Origin of the sequence: Streptomyces sp. NPDC052016 (assembly GCF_044548445.1) — a bacterium.
Taxonomy (GTDB): domain Bacteria; phylum Actinomycetota; class Actinomycetes; order Streptomycetales; family Streptomycetaceae; genus Streptomyces.
Map to the genome: position 1 here is coordinate 39,440 of NZ_JBIUBX010000034.1, position 15,916 is coordinate 55,355.

Genomic DNA, 15,916 nt, shown 5'->3' on the forward strand with positions numbered 1-15,916 from the left:
CGCCGCCACGCCTTCCCGGAGTGCTTCATTCTCTCCCAAAACAGGCGTCTGACCTGGGAGGGTGCGCCCAGCCGGGGAGCGTTGCCAGCCTTTCGCGAAGGGTGTGGAGGGGTCGTGCAGACTGGCTGGATGCGTACGGAACTTGTCTCGGAGCCCGGCGATCGCGCCCGCCCCAACGAGGACTTCGCGAGTATCGGACTTCCCGCCTCCGGACAGGGCGGTTCGCTCGTCCTGCTGGACGGGGTGACGCCGCCGCGAGGCGGCACGGGCTGTCTGCATTCGGTCCCCTGGTACACCGCACACCTGGGCGGCGCCCTGACCGAACTGACCGTTTCGTCGCCGGATGTTCCCCTGGCCGAGGCGCTCGCCCGCGCCATCGCGCGTACTGGTGAGGCGCACGCGGAGACTTGTGACCTTTCTCACCCGCGCACCCCTCAGGCAACGGTGGTCCTCGCCCGCTGGTCCCCGGAGACGGTCGAGTATCTGGTGCTGTCCGACTCGGCTCTCCTGCTGGCGGCCCCCGACGGCGCGGTCACCCCCGTCCTCGACGACCGCCTCGGCCTCCTCCCGCCCGGCCTGCTGGCGAGCGAGGAGATCTGCGACGCGCGTGCCCGCAACAAGGAGGGCGGCTTCTTCACGGCCGCCGCGGATCCGACGGTCGCCGCCCGCGCGGTCACCGGCGCCGTCCCGCGCACGGCGGTGACCGCCCTGGCCGCCCTCACGGACGGGGCGACGCGCTGGGTGGAGAAGTTCCGCGAGGGCGACTGGACGGACCTGTTCACCTACGTCCGCAAGGAGGGCCCCCGGTCCCTGGTGGAGCGCGTACGGGAGCTGGAACGGGCGGACGCCGGGCGGGCGTTCCTGGGCCGCAGCAAGAGACACGACGACGCGACGGCGATCTTCGTGGAGCTGTGAGCCCGTCGTCCTGCGAGGCCCTCTAGCACCCTGGGCCGTTGAGAACCCTTGGCCGTTGAGCACCCTTGGCCATTTAGACCCCTGGGCCGTTGAGGCCCGGCCGCATAAACCTCGGCCATGAGGCCCGGCAGCTGATCCCCCCTGGTTCTGCAGCCCCGCCGCGCGAACCCTCGGCTCTGTGGCCGGCCGTGTGAACCTTCGGCTCTGTGGCCCCCGCCGCATGAGCCCGGCCTGCTGGGCCTTCGCGGAGGCCTTGTCGGACGGCCTACTTGGCCATGCCCTGGTTCAACTGCTGGAGCAGCCGCGCCAGCTCCGCGACCTCGCCGCGGTCCCAGTGCGCGAGCTGGCTGACGTAGCGCGCGCGGCGGGCCTCGCGGACCCGGCTGACGCGGGTGCGGCCCTCCTCCGTCAGGTCGACCAGCCAGGCGCGTCCGTCCGCCGGGTCCGGCTCGCGGGCGATCAGGCCGAGCTCCTCCAGTGCACGGAGCTGGCGGGACATGGTGGCCTTGCCGACGCCGATGTAGGCGGCGAGCTCGGTGGCGCGCTGGCGGCCGCACTCCTCCAGCCGCACGAGCAGTCCGTACGCCGCGGGCTCCAGGTCGGGATGGACCTCGCGGGCCATCTCCCCCTGGTTGGCGCGGGCGCGGCGCAGCAGCACCGTCAGCTCCCGCTCCAGGGACAGGAACTCCTGGTCCACACCTCGCGGCGGCATCTCGGGGGCAGCCCCGTGCTCGTCGCCGTTTCCGTCCTCGTGCACGTCAGCGCTCCTGATCCGGTTCCCACGACGATTCTACGTGCGTAGCTGCTCGGGCCGGGCAGGAGCGGCGGCGGACCCGCGGGGTGCGAGCGGCTGACCCGCGGGGACGAGCGGCGGCGGCCCGCGCGGGAACCGTGCGCCGGCTCGTGTCCCGTCCGCAGGGGCGGGGGCCCGGGCCTCCCACACGGGACCCGGGCCTCCGCTGTCCGATGGCGTCCGTCACGCCGCCACCGGAACCTCCGGCGTCGCGCCGTTCGTGGCCGGCGCGAGGGCCAGTTCCAGGACCTGGCGGACGTCGGTGACGGCGTGGACGTCGAGCTTGTCCAGGACCTCCGCGGGGACGTCGTCCAGATCGGGTTCGTTGCGCTTGGGGATGACGACCGTCGTGACGCCGGCGCGGTGGGCGGCGAGCAGCTTCTGCTTCACGCCGCCGATGGGGAGGACCCGGCCGGTCAGGGAGACCTCGCCGGTCATCGCCACGTCCGTGCGGACCAGGCGGCCCGACAGGAGGGACGCCAGGGCCGTCGTCATCGTGATGCCGGCGCTCGGCCCGTCCTTGGGCACCGCGCCCGCCGGGAAGTGGATGTGCACGCCCCGGTCCTTGAGGTCGCCGACGGGGAGTTCCAGCTCGGCTCCGTGGCTGCGCAGGAAGCTCAGCGCGATCTGCGCCGACTCCTTCATCACGTCGCCCAGCTGGCCGGTCAGGGTCAGGCCCGCCGCACCCGTCTCCGGGTCGGCCAGCGACGCCTCGACGTAGAGGACGTCGCCGCCCGCGCCCGTGACCGCCAGGCCCGTCGCCACACCGGGCACCGAGGTGCGCCGCTCGGCCGGGTCCTGGGCGGACTCGGGGACGTGGTGCGGCCGGCCGATCAGCCCGCGCAGGTCGCCGTCGGTGACGGTGAACGGCAGCTCCCGCTCGCCCAGTTCGTGCTGGGCCGCGATCTTGCGCAGCAGCCGGGCGACGGACCGCTCCAGGTTGCGCACACCGGCCTCGCGGGTGTACTCGCCGGCCAGCTTGCGCAGCGCGCCCTCGTCGAGGGTGACCTCGTCCTTGTCCAGGCCCGCCCGCTCCAGCTGGCGCGGGAGCAGGTGGTCGCGGGCGATGACGATCTTCTCGTCCTCGGTGTAGCCGTCGAGCCGGACCAGCTCCATACGGTCGAGCAGGGCCTCGGGGATGGCCTCCAGGACGTTGGCGGTGGCGAGGAAGACGACGTCCGACAGGTCGAGCTCGACCTCCAGGTAGTGGTCGCGGAAGGTGTGGTTCTGCGCCGGGTCCAGGACCTCCAGCAGGGCCGCCGCCGGGTCGCCCCGGAAGTCGGAGCCCACCTTGTCGATCTCGTCGAGCAGGACGACCGGGTTCATCGAGCCGGCCTCCTTGATGGCACGGACGATCCGGCCGGGGAGCGCGCCGACGTAGGTGCGCCGGTGACCGCGGATCTCCGCCTCGTCGCGGACACCGCCGAGGGCGACCCGGACGAACTTGCGGCCCATGGCGTGGGCGACGCTCTCGCCGAGGCTGGTCTTTCCGACGCCGGGCGGCCCGACCAGGGCCAGGACGGCGCCGCCGCGCCGGCCGCCGACGACGCCCAGGCCCCGCTCGCTGCGGCGCTTGCGCACCGCCAGGTACTCGGTGATCCGCTCCTTCACGTCCTCCAGGCCCGCGTGCTCGGCGTCGAGGACCGCCTTGGCGCCCTGGATGTCGTAGGCGTCCTCGGTCCGCTCGTTCCACGGCAGTTCGAGGACGGTGTCGAGCCAGGTGCGGATCCAGGAACCCTCGGGCGACTGGTCGCTCGCCCGTTCCAGCTTGTCGACCTCCTTGAGGGCGGCCTCGCGGACCTTCTCGGGCAGGTCGGCGGCCTCGACGCGGGCGCGGTAGTCGTCGGACTCCTCGCCGTCCTTCTCGCCGTTGAGCTCGCGCAGTTCCTTGCGGACGGCTTCCAGCTGACGGCGCAGCAGGAACTCGCGCTGCTGCTTGTCGACGCCCTCCTGGACGTCCTTGGCGATGGTCTCGGCGACGTCCTGCTCGGCGAGGTGGTCGCGCAGCTGCTGGGTGGCGAGCCGGAGGCGGGCGACCGGGTCGGCGGTCTCCAGCAGCTCCACCTTCTGCTCGGTGGTCAGGAAGGGCGAGTAGCCCGAGTTGTCGGCGAGCGCCGAGACGTCGTCGATGGCCTGGACGCGGTCGACGACCTGCCAGGCGCCGCGCTTGCGCAGCCAGGCGGTGGCCAGCGCCTTGTACTCCTTGACCAGTTCGGTGACGTGGCCGGGCAGCGGCTCCGGGGTCTTCTCGTCGATCCGCGTGCCCTCGACCCACAGCGCCGCACCGGGCCCCGTGGTGCCGGCGCCGATCTTCACGCGGCCACGGCCGCGGATCAGGGCGCCGGGGTCACCGTCGGCCAGCCGGCCGACCTGCTCGACCGTGCCGAGCACACCGGTGCTCGCGTACGTGCCGTCGACGCGCGGCACCAGGAGGACCTTGGGCTTCCCGGGCTCCGACCGGGCGGCGGCCTGGGCGGCCTCCACGGCGGCGCGTACGTCGGCGTCGTTGAGGTCCAGCGGAACCACCATCCCGGGCAGCACGACCTCGTCGTCGAGCGGCAGCACAGGCAGGGTGAGCGGTGTGAACGCTGCGGACTCAGCAGCCATGATCTCCCCTTAGGCAGTCAAGTTGAGTTATGCCGACTCAATGCACAGGAGCCTTCCGATGTTCCCGGGACGCCGTTCGCTGTCAGCGATCACGTCTGCCGAAGCGGCCCTACGGCGGCATATCGTCCTGCAAGTAATACCTGAACAGCCGAATCACCTCTTACGGAGTTGCTGTGGGCGGGATCGTACGGGCCTGGGTGGACGGGTGGGTCGTGTCGCGCGGGGCCGCTCCGCCCACTCCGGAACCCTGGGGGTTCACCGTCGACGTCGGACAGCCGGAGCAGGTGTCCCGGCACGTCTTCGCCTCGGTCGGCGACGACGTCGACGAGGCGAAGGTGCGCGAGGTCGCGGCCGGCGTGACCGGGGCCGGGGTGTGGCTCAAGGTGTTCCGGCACCCGGCGGCGGTCGGAGGATGGCTGGGCCGGGGCTGGTGGGTGGACCCCGACCCCGGCTGGCTGATGAGCGTGCCGCTGCGGTCGGCGGCGGACCCGGTGGAGGCCCCGGAGGGCTACCGGCTGCGCATCTGGACGCGTGGTGGCGTCACCCACGTACTGGTCGCCGCGCCCGACGGATCCTTCGCCGCGCGGGGCCAGGTCGCCCCGACCGGCGCGACCGCCGTGCTCGACCGGATACAGACCGCTCCGGGGCAGCGACGCCGCGGGCTGGGCAGCGTCGTCGTGCGGACCCTGGAGGCCGTGGCGGCGGCCGAGGGCGCGCGGACCGGAGTCCTGGCCGGGACCCCGCCGGGGCGCGCGCTGTACGAGTCGCTGGGGTGGCGGGTGGTGGCGCCGATGACGAGCGCGAGGTTCACGGGGGCGGACGGCGGGACCGAGGACGCCGGGACCTGACGCGGGTCCGGCCGCGGGTCCGGCCGCGGGTCCGGCCGCGGGTCCGGCCGCGGCGCACGACCGGGGGCCGCCCGCCGGCGCCGCACCCCCCGCCCAGGCTCCCGCACCCGGCCCCGCGACCGCCTGTGTCCCCGCCCGGGATCACGCAACCCCGGCCCCCGGCTCCCCCACCGCCGCCCCCAGGGCCACGCCCCACCCCGATCCCCGGCGCGATCGGATGCCCGCAGTCGGTCGGCTGGTCCGTGAGGGCGACCGGGTCCGCGAGGGCGACCAGGTCCTGGAGGAGCATCACGCCGAGCACCGCGAGCAGCGGCCACCGCGCCCACGGCGTCAGCAGCCCCGCCGACGCGCCGGCACTCGCGGCGACGCCGAAGCTGACGCCGTGGTCGAGGCGGTGCAGGGAGTTGTCGGGAAGGTGGCCCACGAGGACGGCGACGCCGACGGGGACCTCGGTCGCGAGCGTGGCGAGGACGTGCCCGAGCAGGAAGACGCAGGCCGTGCCCCTGGTCCCCGGCGTCAACGCAGCTCCCCGCTCACCCCGTACGAACGGCCCACAGGAAAATCCCCGACCCCGCGTCAGGGCCGGTGCAAGGATGGAAGGATGCCCGTCTCCCACGACTTCCACGAAGCCCCCGAAGTCCTGGACCGTCGCGAGGGCCCTTACGGCGAGGTCGTGCTGCGCCGGCACGGGGAGCTGCTCCAGATCATCGCCAACGGCTGCTTCCTGATGGACACCTCCGACGGCCGCTCGGAAAGGCTGCTCGTCGACGCCGCCCTGACCGCGCTGGACGACCGACCCTCCCCCGACGTGCTGATCGGCGGCCTGGGCGTCGGGTTCTCGCTCGCGCATGCCGCCGCCGATCCCCGCTGGGGCCGCATCACCGTCGTGGAGCGCGAACCGGCGGTCGTCGACTGGCACCGCCGCGGCCCGCTGTCCGCCTTCTCCGGCCCCGCCCTCGCCGATGCGCGCACGGAGATCGTGGAAGCGGATCTGGTGGATTACGTCAATGAGACATCCGCCACGTTCGACGCGCTGTGCCTCGACATCGACAACGGGCCCGACTGGACCGTCACGGAGGGCAACGGCGGGCTCTACTCGCCGGCCGGACTCGCAAGCTGCGCAAGGGTGTTGAGACCCGGCGGTGTCCTCGCCGTATGGTCCGCACGGCCGTCTCCGGAATTCGAGGGAACCTTGGGGAATGCCGGGTTCCAACAGGTGCGTACCGAAGAGATCCCGGTTGCCCGAGGAGTGCCGGACGTCGTGCACCTCGCCGTCCGACCTGGATAGCAAAGCCGAGGTGACTCCGGGTACGTTTCATGCCTGACGCCGGTCATTTACGCGTCAACCGCAGTCATGCGCACACAAGGGATCACCCCACTGGTCCCGGAAAAGCACACCTCAGGGGCGGGCGATGGAGCAGACACACACCTCGCACAACGGCACGACGACGGCGACCCCGGGCGCGCAGCGACGCGTTCTGGTGGTCGAGGACGATGCGACGATCGTCGACGCCATCGCGGCCCGCCTGCGCGCCGAGGGATTCCTCGTGCAAACGGCGGGAGACGGCCCGGCGGCCGTCGACACCGCGGAGGCCTGGCAGCCCGACCTGCTGATCCTCGACATCATGCTGCCCGGCTTCGACGGTCTGGAGGTCTGCCGCCGTGTGCAGGCCGCCCGCCCGGTACCGGTGCTGATGCTCACCGCGCGCGACGACGAGACCGACATGCTGGTCGGGCTCGGCGTGGGCGCCGACGACTACATGACCAAGCCGTTCTCCATGCGGGAGCTGGCGGCACGCGTGCACGTGCTGCTGCGCCGCGTGGAGCGGGCCGCCATCGCGGCGGCCACCCCGCGCTCCGGCATCCTGCGCCTCGGCGAGCTGGAGATCGACCACGCGCAGCGCCGGGTACGGGTGCGCAGCGAGGACGTGCACCTCACGCCCACCGAGTTCGACCTGCTGGTCTGCCTGGCGAACACCCCGCGCGCGGTGCTCTCCCGCGAGCAGCTCCTGGCGGAGGTGTGGGACTGGGCGGACGCCTCCGGCACCCGGACCGTCGACAGCCACATCAAGGCGCTGCGCCGGAAGATCGGCGCCGAGCGGATCCGCACGGTGCACGGCGTGGGGTACGCGCTGGAGACCCCGACGCCATGAGCGGCGGGCCGGACGCACCGAGAGGCCCCGGGGAGCCCTGGGGCGGGGTACGCCCGTTCTCGATCAAGACCAAGCTGGGGGCGCTGGTCGTCATCTCGGTGCTGATCACCACCGGGCTGATGATGATCGCCATGCGCACCGAGACCGAGCTGCGCTTCATCACGGTCTTCTCGATGATCGCCACACTGCTCATCACGCAGTTCGTGGCTCATTCGCTCACCGCGCCGCTGGACGAGATGAACACGGTGGCCCGGTCGATCTCGCACGGGGACTACACGCGCCGGGTGTCCGAGAACCGCCGTGACGAGCTGGGCAACCTCGCCCAGACGATCAACGTCATGGCCGACGAGCTGGAGGCGCAGGACCGTCAGCGCAAGGAGCTGGTGGCCAACGTCTCGCACGAACTGCGCACACCCATCGCGGGTTTGCGCGCGGTCCTGGAGAACGTGGTCGACGGCATCGCCGAGGCCGACCCCGAGACCATGCGCACGGCCCTGAAGCAGACGGAGCGGCTCGGGCGCCTCGTGGAGACGCTGCTGGACCTGTCCCGCCTGGACAACGGCGTGGTACCGCTGCGCAAGCGGCGTTTCGAGGTGTGGCCGTACCTGTCCGGCGTGCTGAAGGAGGCCAACATGGTGGCCTCCGCGCGCGCGACCATGGGTTCCGGCGGCAGCCACACGCGGACGGACGTCCATCTGCACCTGGACGTCTCCCCGCCGGAACTGACCGCGCACGCGGACCCGGAACGCATCCACCAGGTCGTCGCCAACCTCATCGACAACGCCGTCAAGCACAGCCCGCCGCACGGCCGGGTGACGGTGAAGGCGCGGCGCGGTCCGCTGCCGGAGTCGCTGGAGCTGGAGGTCCTGGACGAGGGCCCCGGCATTCCGCGCTCGGAGTGGCACCGCGTCTTCGAGCGGTTCAACCGGGGAGCCGTCCGCCGGCCGCACGGTCCGGGCAGCGACGGCGGCACGGGGCTGGGGCTCGCGATCGCCCGCTGGGCGGTCGATCTGCACGGCGGCCGGATCGGAGTGGCCGAATCCGAGCGGGGTTGCCGGATTCTTGTCACTCTCCCGGGAGAGCCATCTTTGCCAAGTTGACGTAAAGTTCGAGCCGGAGCCACAAGATCCACGTGCGTCCGCGCTGACGAACAGCTGATGGACACGTGTGATCAGGCAGAGCACCGGCGCAGGCCGGCCCGGGTCCGCACGCTCGGCGTGCGCGACCTGCATCAACGCACCCGTTTCCGAGGGCAACCGCGCTTGTTTCCCGCCATTTCAACCCCCGAAACACGCTTTTTGATGTGACATACGCGACGATGGAGCGGCCCGGCCTGACCTTCACCCTCCGGGAGGCGTAGCCTTTATTCCCGCTGTCCATCACCTTGTGAAGCGGAAGAGGGCGGTTGCCGCCGTGTCGCCACAGTCCCCCAGTAACGCATCGAGCATCTCGACCGACGCCGACCAAGCGGGCAAGAATCCCGCTGCCGCGTTCGGTCCGAACGAGTGGCTCGTCGACGAGATCTATCAGCAGTACCTCCAGGACCCGAATTCGGTAGACCGTGCCTGGTGGGACTTCTTCGCCGACTACAAGCCGGGGGCCGCCAGCGCTCCGGCTCCGGCGGGTACTGCGGCCGCGGGGGCCGCAGGGACCACCACGCCCGCGGCACCCGCCGCGCCGGCCGCTCCGGCCGCTCCGGCCCAGGCCGCCCCCGCGGCCCCGGCTCCCGCGCCCGCCCCGGCCGCCCCCCGGCCCGCGGCCGCCGCTCCGGCTCCCGCGAAGCCCGCCCCGGCCGCCAAGCCGGCCGCGAAGGCCCAGCCCGCCTCCGAGGCCCCCGACGGCCCCGAGTACGTGACGCTGCGCGGCCCGTCCGCCGCGGTCGCCAAGAACATGAACGCGTCGCTGGAACTGCCGACCGCCACCTCGGTCCGCGCCGTCCCGGTGAAGCTGCTGTTCGACAACCGCATCGTCATCAACAACCACCTGAAGCGCGCCCGGGGCGGGAAGATCTCCTTCACGCACCTGATCGGCTTCGCGATGGTGCAGGCCATCAAGGCCATGCCGTCGATGAACTGGTCGTTCGGCGAGAAGGACGGCAAGCCGACCCTCGTCAAGCCGCCGCACGTCAACCTCGGCCTGGCCATCGACCTGGTGAAGCCCAACGGCGACCGCCAGCTCGTCGTCGCCGCCATCAAGAAGGCCGAGACGCTGAACTTCTTCGAGTTCTGGCAGGCCTACGAGGACATCGTCCGTCGCGCCCGCGACAACAAGCTGACGATGGACGACTTCACCGGCGTCACGGTCTCCCTGACCAACCCCGGCGGCCTCGGCACCGTCCACTCCGTGCCGCGCCTGATGCCCGGCCAGTCGGTGATCATGGGCGTCGGCTCCATGGACTACCCGGCGGAGTTCCAGGGCACCAGCCAGGACACCCTGAACAAGCTCGGCATCTCCAAGGTCATGACGCTCACGTCGACCTACGACCACCGGGTCATCCAGGGCGCCGCCTCCGGCGAGTTCCTGCGGGCCGTCGCCAACCTGCTGCTGGGCGAGAACGGCTTCTACGACGACATCTTCGAGGCGCTGCGCATCCCCTACGAGCCGGTCCGCTGGCTCAAGGACATCGACGCCAGCCACGACGACGACGTCACCAAGGCCGCCCGCGTCTTCGAGCTGATCCACTCCTACCGGGTCCGCGGCCACGTCATGGCCGACACCGACCCGCTGGAGTACCAGCAGCGCAAGCACCCCGACCTGGACATCACCGAGCACGGCCTCACCCTGTGGGACCTGGAGCGCGAGTTCGCCGTCGGCGGCTTCGCCGGCAAGTCGATGATGAAGCTGCGCGACATCCTCGGCGTCCTGCGCGACTCGTACTGCCGCACCACCGGCATCGAGTTCATGCACATCCAGGACCCCAAGCAGCGCAAGTGGATCCAGGACCGTGTCGAGCGCGGGCACTCCAAGCCGGAGCGCGAGGAGCAGCTGCGCATCCTGCGCCGCCTGAACGCGGCGGAGGCCTTCGAGACCTTCCTGCAGACGAAGTACGTCGGCCAGAAGCGCTTCTCCCTGGAGGGCGGCGAGTCCGTCATCCCGCTGCTGGACGCGGTGCTGGACTCGGCCGCCGAGTCCCGCCTGGACGAGGTCGTCATCGGCATGGCCCACCGCGGCCGCCTGAACGTCCTGGCCAACATCGTCGGCAAGTCGTACGCGCAGATCTTCCGCGAGTTCGAGGGCAACCTCGACCCGAAGTCGATGCACGGCTCCGGCGACGTGAAGTACCACCTGGGCGCCGAGGGCACCTTCACGGGCCTGGACGGCGAGCAGATCAAGGTGTCGCTGGTCGCCAACCCCTCGCACCTGGAGGCGGTGGACCCGGTCCTGGAGGGCGTCGCCCGCGCCAAGCAGGACATCATCAACAAGGGCGGCACGGACTTCACCGTCCTGCCGGTGGCGATCCACGGCGACGCGGCCTTCGCGGGCCAGGGCGTCGTGGCCGAGACCCTGAACATGTCGCAGCTGCGCGGCTACCGCACCGGCGGCACGGTCCACATCGTCATCAACAACCAGGTCGGCTTCACCGCGGCCCCCGAGTCCTCGCGTTCCTCCATGTACGCGACGGACGTGGCCCGCATGATCGAGGCCCCGATCTTCCACGTGAACGGCGACGACCCCGAGGCCGTCGTCCGCGTCGCCCGGCTGGCCTTCGAGTTCCGCCAGGCGTTCAACAAGGACGTGGTGATCGACCTCATCTGCTACCGCCGCCGCGGTCACAACGAGTCGGACAACCCGGCCTTCACCCAGCCGCTGATGTACGACCTGATCGACAAGAAGCGCTCGGTGCGCAAGCTGTACACCGAGTCCCTCATCGGTCGCGGCGACATCACCCTGGAAGAGGCCGAGCAGGCGCTGCAGGACTACCAGGGCCAGTTGGAGAAGGTCTTCACGGAGGTCCGCGAGGCCACCGCGCAGCCGGCTCCGAGCAGCTCCTACGACCCGCAGGACGGCTTCCCGGTCGCGGTCCCCACGGCCGTCTCCACGGAGATCGTCAAGCGCATCGCCGAGTCCCAGGTCAACATCCCCGACCACATCACCGTCCATCCGCGTCTGCTGCCGCAGCTGCAGCGCCGTGCGGCGATGGTCGAGGACGGCACCATCGACTGGGGCATGGGCGAGACGCTCGCCGTCGGCTCCCTCCTCCTGGAGGGCGTCCCGGTCCGCCTGGCCGGCCAGGACTCGCAGCGCGGCACCTTCGGCCAGCGTCACGCGGTGATCATCGACCGTGAGACGGGCGAGGAGTTCACGCCGCTGATGTACCTCTCCGAGGAGCAGGCGCGCCTGAACGTCTACAACTCCCTCCTCTCCGAGTACGCGGCGATGGGCTTCGAGTACGGCTACTCGCTGGCCCGCCCCGACGCGCTCGTGATGTGGGAGGCGCAGTTCGGCGACTTCGTCAACGGCGCCCAGACGGTCGTGGACGAGTTCATCTCGTCGGCGGAGCAGAAGTGGGGGCAGACGAGCGGTGTCACGCTCCTCCTCCCCCACGGCTACGAGGGCCAGGGCCCGGACCACTCGTCCGCCCGCCCGGAGCGCTTCCTGCAGCTCTGCGCCCAGAACAACATGACGGTCGCCATGCCGACCTCGCCGTCGAACTACTTCCACCTCCTGCGGTGGCAGGTGCACAACCCGCACCACAAGCCGCTGGTCGTCTTCACCCCGAAGTCGATGCTGCGCCTGAAGGCCGCGGCGTCGAAGGCGGAGGAGTTCACCACGGGCCAGTTCCGCCCGGTCATCGGCGACGGCTCCGTCGACCCGGCCGCGGTCCGCAAGGTCGTCTTCTGCGCCGGCAAGGTCTACTACGACCTCGAGGCCGAGCGTCAGAAGCGCGGCGTCACGGACACCGCGATCATCCGCATCGAGCGCCTGTACCCGCTGCCGGGTGCCGAGCTCCAGGCGGAGATCGCCAAGTACCCGAACGCCGAGAAGTACCTGTGGGCCCAGGAGGAGCCGGCCAACCAGGGCGCCTGGCCGTTCATCGCCCTGAACCTGATCGACCACCTGGACCTGGCCGTCGGTGCCGACGTGCCCCACGGCGAGCGTCTGCGCCGCATCTCGCGCCCGCACAGCTCGTCCCCAGCGGTCGGTTCGGCCAAGCGCCACCAGGCCGAGCAGGAGCAGCTGGTGCGCGAGGTGTTCGAGGCGTAACCGCTCGCGCGCACGCCGTACGCGGCCGGGCCGCACTCCCTTCCCGGGGGTGCGGCCCGGCCGTTTTCCGCGCACTTATCCTTGACCACATGTACTTCACGGACCGTGGCATCGAAGAGCTGGAGAAGCGGCGCGGCGAGGAGGAGGTCACCTTCGAGTGGCTCGCCGAGCAGCTGAGGACGTTCGTCGACCTGAACCCGGACTTCGAGGTGCCGGTGGAGCGGCTGGCGACGTGGCTGGCCCGGCTGGACGACGAGGACGAGGAGTAGGTCCTCGGCGGTTCCGCGATTCTGCGGTCCTGCGGTCCTGCGGTCCTGCGGTACCTGTGCCGGTCGCGTCGGCCGCGCGGGAAGGGCGCCCTGGTGGGCGCCCGTTTTTTTGTGCGTGCTCCCGGGTTCTGGTGTGCGCTCCCGGGCCTCTTGTGCGCGCTCCCGGTCTTCCGTGGCGCTCCCGTCGGCCCGTCACCTTCGAGCGGGGCCTTGTCCCCGGATCAGGTGTCTTGACTTTCCGTGACCGCGATATATCGTGAATGACGGAAGACACGATATGACGTGTCGAGCGTACGAGGAGGTCCGCACCATGTCCGAGTGGTCCGTCGCCGAGCCGAGCAAGCTCTCCTTCGACGAGCCGGTGAGCGACCTGCAGGTACGCATCGTCGCCGGCACGGTGAACGTGGTGGGGACCGACGAGGGTCCGCCCGCCTGGAGGTCTCCCACCTGGAGGGACCACCCCTGGTGGTGACCCATCGCGACGGGACGCTGACGGTGGCGTACGAGGACCTGCCCTGGAAGGGTTTCCTCAAGTGGCTCGACCGCAAGGGGTGGCGGCGCAGTGCCGTCGTCTCGCTGGCCGTTCCGGCGCACACGCGCGTGGAGGTGGGGGTGGTGAGCGCTGGGGCGGTCGTCTCGGGCATCGACGGGCACGCCGAGGTGAAGGGGGTGTCCGGGGACACGACCCTGGTGCGGCTCACGGGCCCGGTCCGCGCGGACACCGTCTCGGGGAGCGTGGAGGCCCAGGCGCTCACCGGCGACCTGCGGTTCAACTCGGTGTCGGGGGACCTGACCGTGGTCGAGGCGGGTTCCTCCGTGAAGGCCGACTCGGTGAGCGGGTCCATGATCGTCGACCTCGACCCGACGAGCCGCCCCACCGCCATCAGCCTGACCAGCGTCTCCGGTGAGATCGCCATCCGGATCCCCCACCCGGCGGACGCGGAGGTCGAGGCGAACACCGCGAGCGGCTCGGTCTCGAACGCCTTCGAGGACCTCCGGGTAGGCGGCCAGTGGGGCGCGAAGCGCATCACCGGCCGGCTCGGCGCGGGCAACGGCAGCCTGAAGGCGACGACGGTCTCGGGCTCGATCGCCCTGCTGCGCCGGCCTCCGACGGAGGAGGAACCGTGGGAGCCGGAAGCGACCCCTCCGGCCGACGGCGCGACCGCCGGCCCGGGGGACAATGCCTCTTCCGGCACGACCGACGCGGCATCCCCCGACGGCCCGGCCGACAGTACGACCGACAAGAAGGTGCTCTGACATGCCCCCCGTCTTCGCCCACGGCCGCCTCCGCCTCTACCTGCTGAAGCTCCTGGACGAGGCCCCGCGCCACGGCTACGAGGTGATCCGGCTCCTGGAGGAGCGTTTCCAGGGGCTGTACGCGCCGTCGGCGGGCACGGTGTACCCGCGGCTGGCCAAGCTGGAGGCCGAGGGCCTGGTCAGGCACACCACCGAGGGCGGCCGCAAGGTGTACGCCATCACCGACGCCGGCCGGGCCGAACTGGCCGAGCGCAGCGGCGAGCTGGCCGACCTGGAGCTGGAGATCCACGAGTCGGTCGCGGAACTCGCCGCCGAGATCCGTGCCGACGTGCGCGGCGCCGCGGGCGACCTGCGCCGCGAGATGCGGGCAGCGGCCTCACAGGCGCGTCAGGGCACGAAGCCGGGCCCCGGCGAGAACGGGGAGTTCGGCGACAAGGAGGCGTGGCGCGCCGCCAAGGAGGAGATGCGCCGCGTCAAGCAGGAGTGGAAGGAGCAGGCGCGCCGGGCCAAGGACGAGAGCCGCCGGGCCCGCGAGGAGGCCCAACAGGCCCGCCGCCAGGCGAAGGAGGCCCAGGACCGGGCCCGCGCCCAGGCCCAGGAGGAGATGCAGCGCATAGCGCGGCGCGTGCAGGAACAGGTCCAGGACCACTTCGCCCGCGGTGACTGGCCGACGGGCGTGCGGGAGGGCCTGACCGAACTGGCCAAGGAGTTCGGGGAGTTCGGCAAGGACTTCGGGAAGGAGTTCGGCAAGGACTTCGGCTTCGGCCGCGACAGCGGTACGGCGACCTCGGGGCCGGTGTACTCCCGAACCCCGGAGGACTTCCCCGCCGACTACGAGCCGGCCTGGGCCCATGAGGACCCCAGCGGCGACCCGGCCCGCGACCTGGACCGCCTGCTGGACCGCTTCCGCGACGACATTCGCGACGCGGCCCGCGACCACGGGGTGACGGCGGACCAGCTCCGCGACGCCCGTCGGCACCTGTCATCGGCCGCGGCGCACATCGGGGCGATACTGCGGGCGCCCAGGGCGTGACGGTCCCGTGCCGCCGAGGGCCGGCGGCACCGTCCGCTTCAGCCCGCCTGCGCCTCTCCCCCGCCGTAGAGCACCCGGGTGAGGGACGAGTGGGTGACGCCGTGGTCGGCGAGGGTCTCGGCGGGTGGGCCGGGGCGGGCGGTCAGGGCGAGGAGGATGTGCTCGTCGCCGATGTGCCGGTCCCGGTGGGCCAGGGCGATGCGGAGGGACTTCTCCAGGACGTCCTTGGCGTCCCGCCCGAAACCGGTCCGCCCGCCCTTGCGCCGCCGGTCGTCCGACATCGCCCCGACGCCGTGCACCTCCTCGACCCGGGAGACGATCTCGGACACGTCGATCCCGAGACCGGCGAGGGCGTCGGCGTCGGCACGGGACAGACCCGCGCGCCGGCGCACCTCGCCCAGCGCCTGCCGCACCGGCTCCCTGCGCTCCGCCGGGAGGCCGAGGGCGCTGAGCGCGAAGGATCCGCGGCTCGCTTCACGGTCCAGCAGGGCGAGCAGCAGATGCTCGGGCCCCACGGTCCGGGCCCCCGAGCTCTCGCACCGCTCGACCGCGCCGCGCACCACGTCGCGGGCGTCCTTCGTGAACCGCTCGAACATCACTGCCTCCCGTACTTCTTGTGCACGGCCTGCCTGCTGACTCCGAGTTCCGCGGCGATCTCCTGCCACGACCATCCCTGATGGCGCGCACTGCGCACCTGCACCGCCTCCAGCTGTTCCAGCAGCCGACGCAAGGCGGCGACGGCACGCAGCCCGACCCGCGGATCACGGTCGCCGGCACGCGCGGCGAGATCGGTTGCCTCAGTCATGACGTCAACTTACGTTGACACCCATCCGATG

13 protein-coding genes and 1 pseudogene are annotated in these 15,916 nt (G+C 71.6%); 9 read left to right on the plus strand and 5 right to left on the minus strand.

Going from position 1 to position 15,916, the window contains the following annotated elements:
- Positions 1–129: 129 nt before the first annotated feature.
- Positions 130–915, plus strand: coding sequence for a protein phosphatase 2C domain-containing protein (locus ACIHAR_RS34360; RefSeq protein WP_400023155.1), 786 nt, complete (start codon positions 130–132; stop codon positions 913–915).
- A 265-nt stretch (positions 916–1,180) separates the two neighbouring features.
- On the opposite strand, the gene ACIHAR_RS34365 is transcribed toward ACIHAR_RS34360, so the two are convergent.
- Positions 1,181–1,672 carry a MarR family transcriptional regulator gene (locus ACIHAR_RS34365; RefSeq protein WP_365472096.1) on the minus strand — a complete coding sequence of 164 codons (492 nt, stop codon included), beginning with the start codon at positions 1,670–1,672 and terminating at the stop codon, positions 1,181–1,183.
- Positions 1,673–1,891: 219 nt separating this feature from the next.
- The gene (gene lon / locus ACIHAR_RS34370; protein ID WP_388755272.1) at positions 1,892–4,315 is read right to left on the minus strand and encodes an endopeptidase La; all 2,424 of its coding nucleotides are present in this window, start codon (positions 4,313–4,315) and stop codon (positions 1,892–1,894) included.
- A 173-nt stretch (positions 4,316–4,488) separates the two neighbouring features.
- On the opposite strand from lon, the gene ACIHAR_RS34375 reads away from it, so the two are divergent.
- Complete coding sequence (locus ACIHAR_RS34375) at positions 4,489–5,163, plus strand: GNAT family N-acetyltransferase (RefSeq protein ID WP_400023158.1); 675 nt, start codon at positions 4,489–4,491, stop codon at positions 5,161–5,163.
- On the opposite strand, the gene ACIHAR_RS34380 is transcribed toward ACIHAR_RS34375, so the two are convergent.
- Positions 5,123–5,683, minus strand: coding sequence for a rhomboid-like protein (locus ACIHAR_RS34380; RefSeq protein ID WP_400023159.1), 561 nt, complete (start codon positions 5,681–5,683; stop codon positions 5,123–5,125). The genes ACIHAR_RS34375 and ACIHAR_RS34380 overlap by 41 nt on opposite strands.
- A gap of 81 nt (positions 5,684–5,764) precedes the next feature.
- Between ACIHAR_RS34380 and ACIHAR_RS34385 the strand changes: the two genes are divergently transcribed.
- The 7 genes and pseudogenes from ACIHAR_RS34385 to ACIHAR_RS34415 all read left to right on the plus strand — a co-directional run bounded on the left by ACIHAR_RS34385 (position 5,765) and on the right by ACIHAR_RS34415 (position 15,080).
- Positions 5,765–6,451 (plus strand): spermidine synthase, encoded by a 687-nt coding sequence (locus ACIHAR_RS34385; protein ID WP_388755277.1) that lies wholly within the window; start codon positions 5,765–5,767, stop codon positions 6,449–6,451.
- A gap of 124 nt (positions 6,452–6,575) precedes the next feature.
- Positions 6,576–7,316, plus strand: a complete 741-nt coding sequence (locus tag ACIHAR_RS34390; RefSeq protein WP_365466257.1) for a response regulator transcription factor — start codon at positions 6,576–6,578, stop codon at positions 7,314–7,316.
- Positions 7,313–8,416 carry an ATP-binding protein gene (locus ACIHAR_RS34395; protein ID WP_365466255.1) on the plus strand — a complete coding sequence of 368 codons (1,104 nt, stop codon included), beginning with the start codon at positions 7,313–7,315 and terminating at the stop codon, positions 8,414–8,416. Before ACIHAR_RS34390 ends, ACIHAR_RS34395 begins: the two co-directional genes overlap by 4 nt.
- Before the next feature lie 313 nt (positions 8,417–8,729).
- The gene (locus tag ACIHAR_RS34400) at positions 8,730–12,521 is read left to right on the plus strand and encodes a multifunctional oxoglutarate decarboxylase/oxoglutarate dehydrogenase thiamine pyrophosphate-binding subunit/dihydrolipoyllysine-residue succinyltransferase subunit (RefSeq protein WP_400023162.1); all 3,792 of its coding nucleotides are present in this window, start codon (positions 8,730–8,732) and stop codon (positions 12,519–12,521) included.
- An 89-nt stretch (positions 12,522–12,610) separates the two neighbouring features.
- A complete protein-coding gene (locus ACIHAR_RS34405) occupies positions 12,611–12,790 on the plus strand; it encodes a DUF6104 family protein (protein ID WP_023586593.1) in 180 nt (59 codons plus the stop codon).
- Between the two features lie 310 nt (positions 12,791–13,100).
- Positions 13,101–14,047, plus strand: a pseudogene (locus ACIHAR_RS34410) (DUF4097 family beta strand repeat-containing protein).
- 1 nt (position 14,048) lies between these two features.
- Positions 14,049–15,080, plus strand: coding sequence for a helix-turn-helix transcriptional regulator (locus ACIHAR_RS34415; RefSeq protein ID WP_388755290.1), 1,032 nt, complete (start codon positions 14,049–14,051; stop codon positions 15,078–15,080).
- Positions 15,081–15,118: 38 nt separating this feature from the next.
- Here ACIHAR_RS34415 and ACIHAR_RS34420 read toward each other — a convergent pair whose 3' ends face one another.
- Together ACIHAR_RS34420 and ACIHAR_RS34425 are read right to left on the minus strand one after the other, a co-directional pair.
- Complete coding sequence (locus tag ACIHAR_RS34420) at positions 15,119–15,676, minus strand: Clp protease N-terminal domain-containing protein (RefSeq protein WP_400023164.1); 558 nt, start codon at positions 15,674–15,676, stop codon at positions 15,119–15,121.
- A complete protein-coding gene (locus tag ACIHAR_RS34425; protein ID WP_365466245.1) occupies positions 15,676–15,885 on the minus strand; it encodes a helix-turn-helix domain-containing protein in 210 nt (69 codons plus the stop codon). The genes ACIHAR_RS34420 and ACIHAR_RS34425 overlap by 1 nt, the downstream gene beginning before the upstream one ends.
- Positions 15,886–15,916: the final 31 nt, after the last annotated feature.

What these genes read in the sequence shown, in the direction of transcription:
- ACIHAR_RS34360 (WP_400023155.1), top strand. Translation starts at nt 130, where the DNA reads ATGCGTACGGAACTTGTCTCGGAGCCCGGCGATCGCGCCCGCCCCAAC.
- lon (WP_388755272.1), bottom strand. Translation starts at nt 4,315, where the DNA reads ATGGCTGCTGAGTCCGCAGCGTTCACACCGCTCACCCTGCCTGTGCTG.
- ACIHAR_RS34385 (WP_388755277.1), top strand. Translation starts at nt 5,765, where the DNA reads ATGCCCGTCTCCCACGACTTCCACGAAGCCCCCGAAGTCCTGGACCGT.
- ACIHAR_RS34390 (WP_365466257.1), top strand. Translation starts at nt 6,576, where the DNA reads ATGGAGCAGACACACACCTCGCACAACGGCACGACGACGGCGACCCCG.
- ACIHAR_RS34395 (WP_365466255.1), top strand. Translation starts at nt 7,313, where the DNA reads ATGAGCGGCGGGCCGGACGCACCGAGAGGCCCCGGGGAGCCCTGGGGC.
- ACIHAR_RS34405 (WP_023586593.1), top strand. Translation starts at nt 12,611, where the DNA reads ATGTACTTCACGGACCGTGGCATCGAAGAGCTGGAGAAGCGGCGCGGC.
- ACIHAR_RS34415 (WP_388755290.1), top strand. Translation starts at nt 14,049, where the DNA reads ATGCCCCCCGTCTTCGCCCACGGCCGCCTCCGCCTCTACCTGCTGAAG.
- ACIHAR_RS34420 (WP_400023164.1), bottom strand. Translation starts at nt 15,676, where the DNA reads ATGTTCGAGCGGTTCACGAAGGACGCCCGCGACGTGGTGCGCGGCGCG.
- ACIHAR_RS34425 (WP_365466245.1), bottom strand. Translation starts at nt 15,885, where the DNA reads ATGACTGAGGCAACCGATCTCGCCGCGCGTGCCGGCGACCGTGATCCG.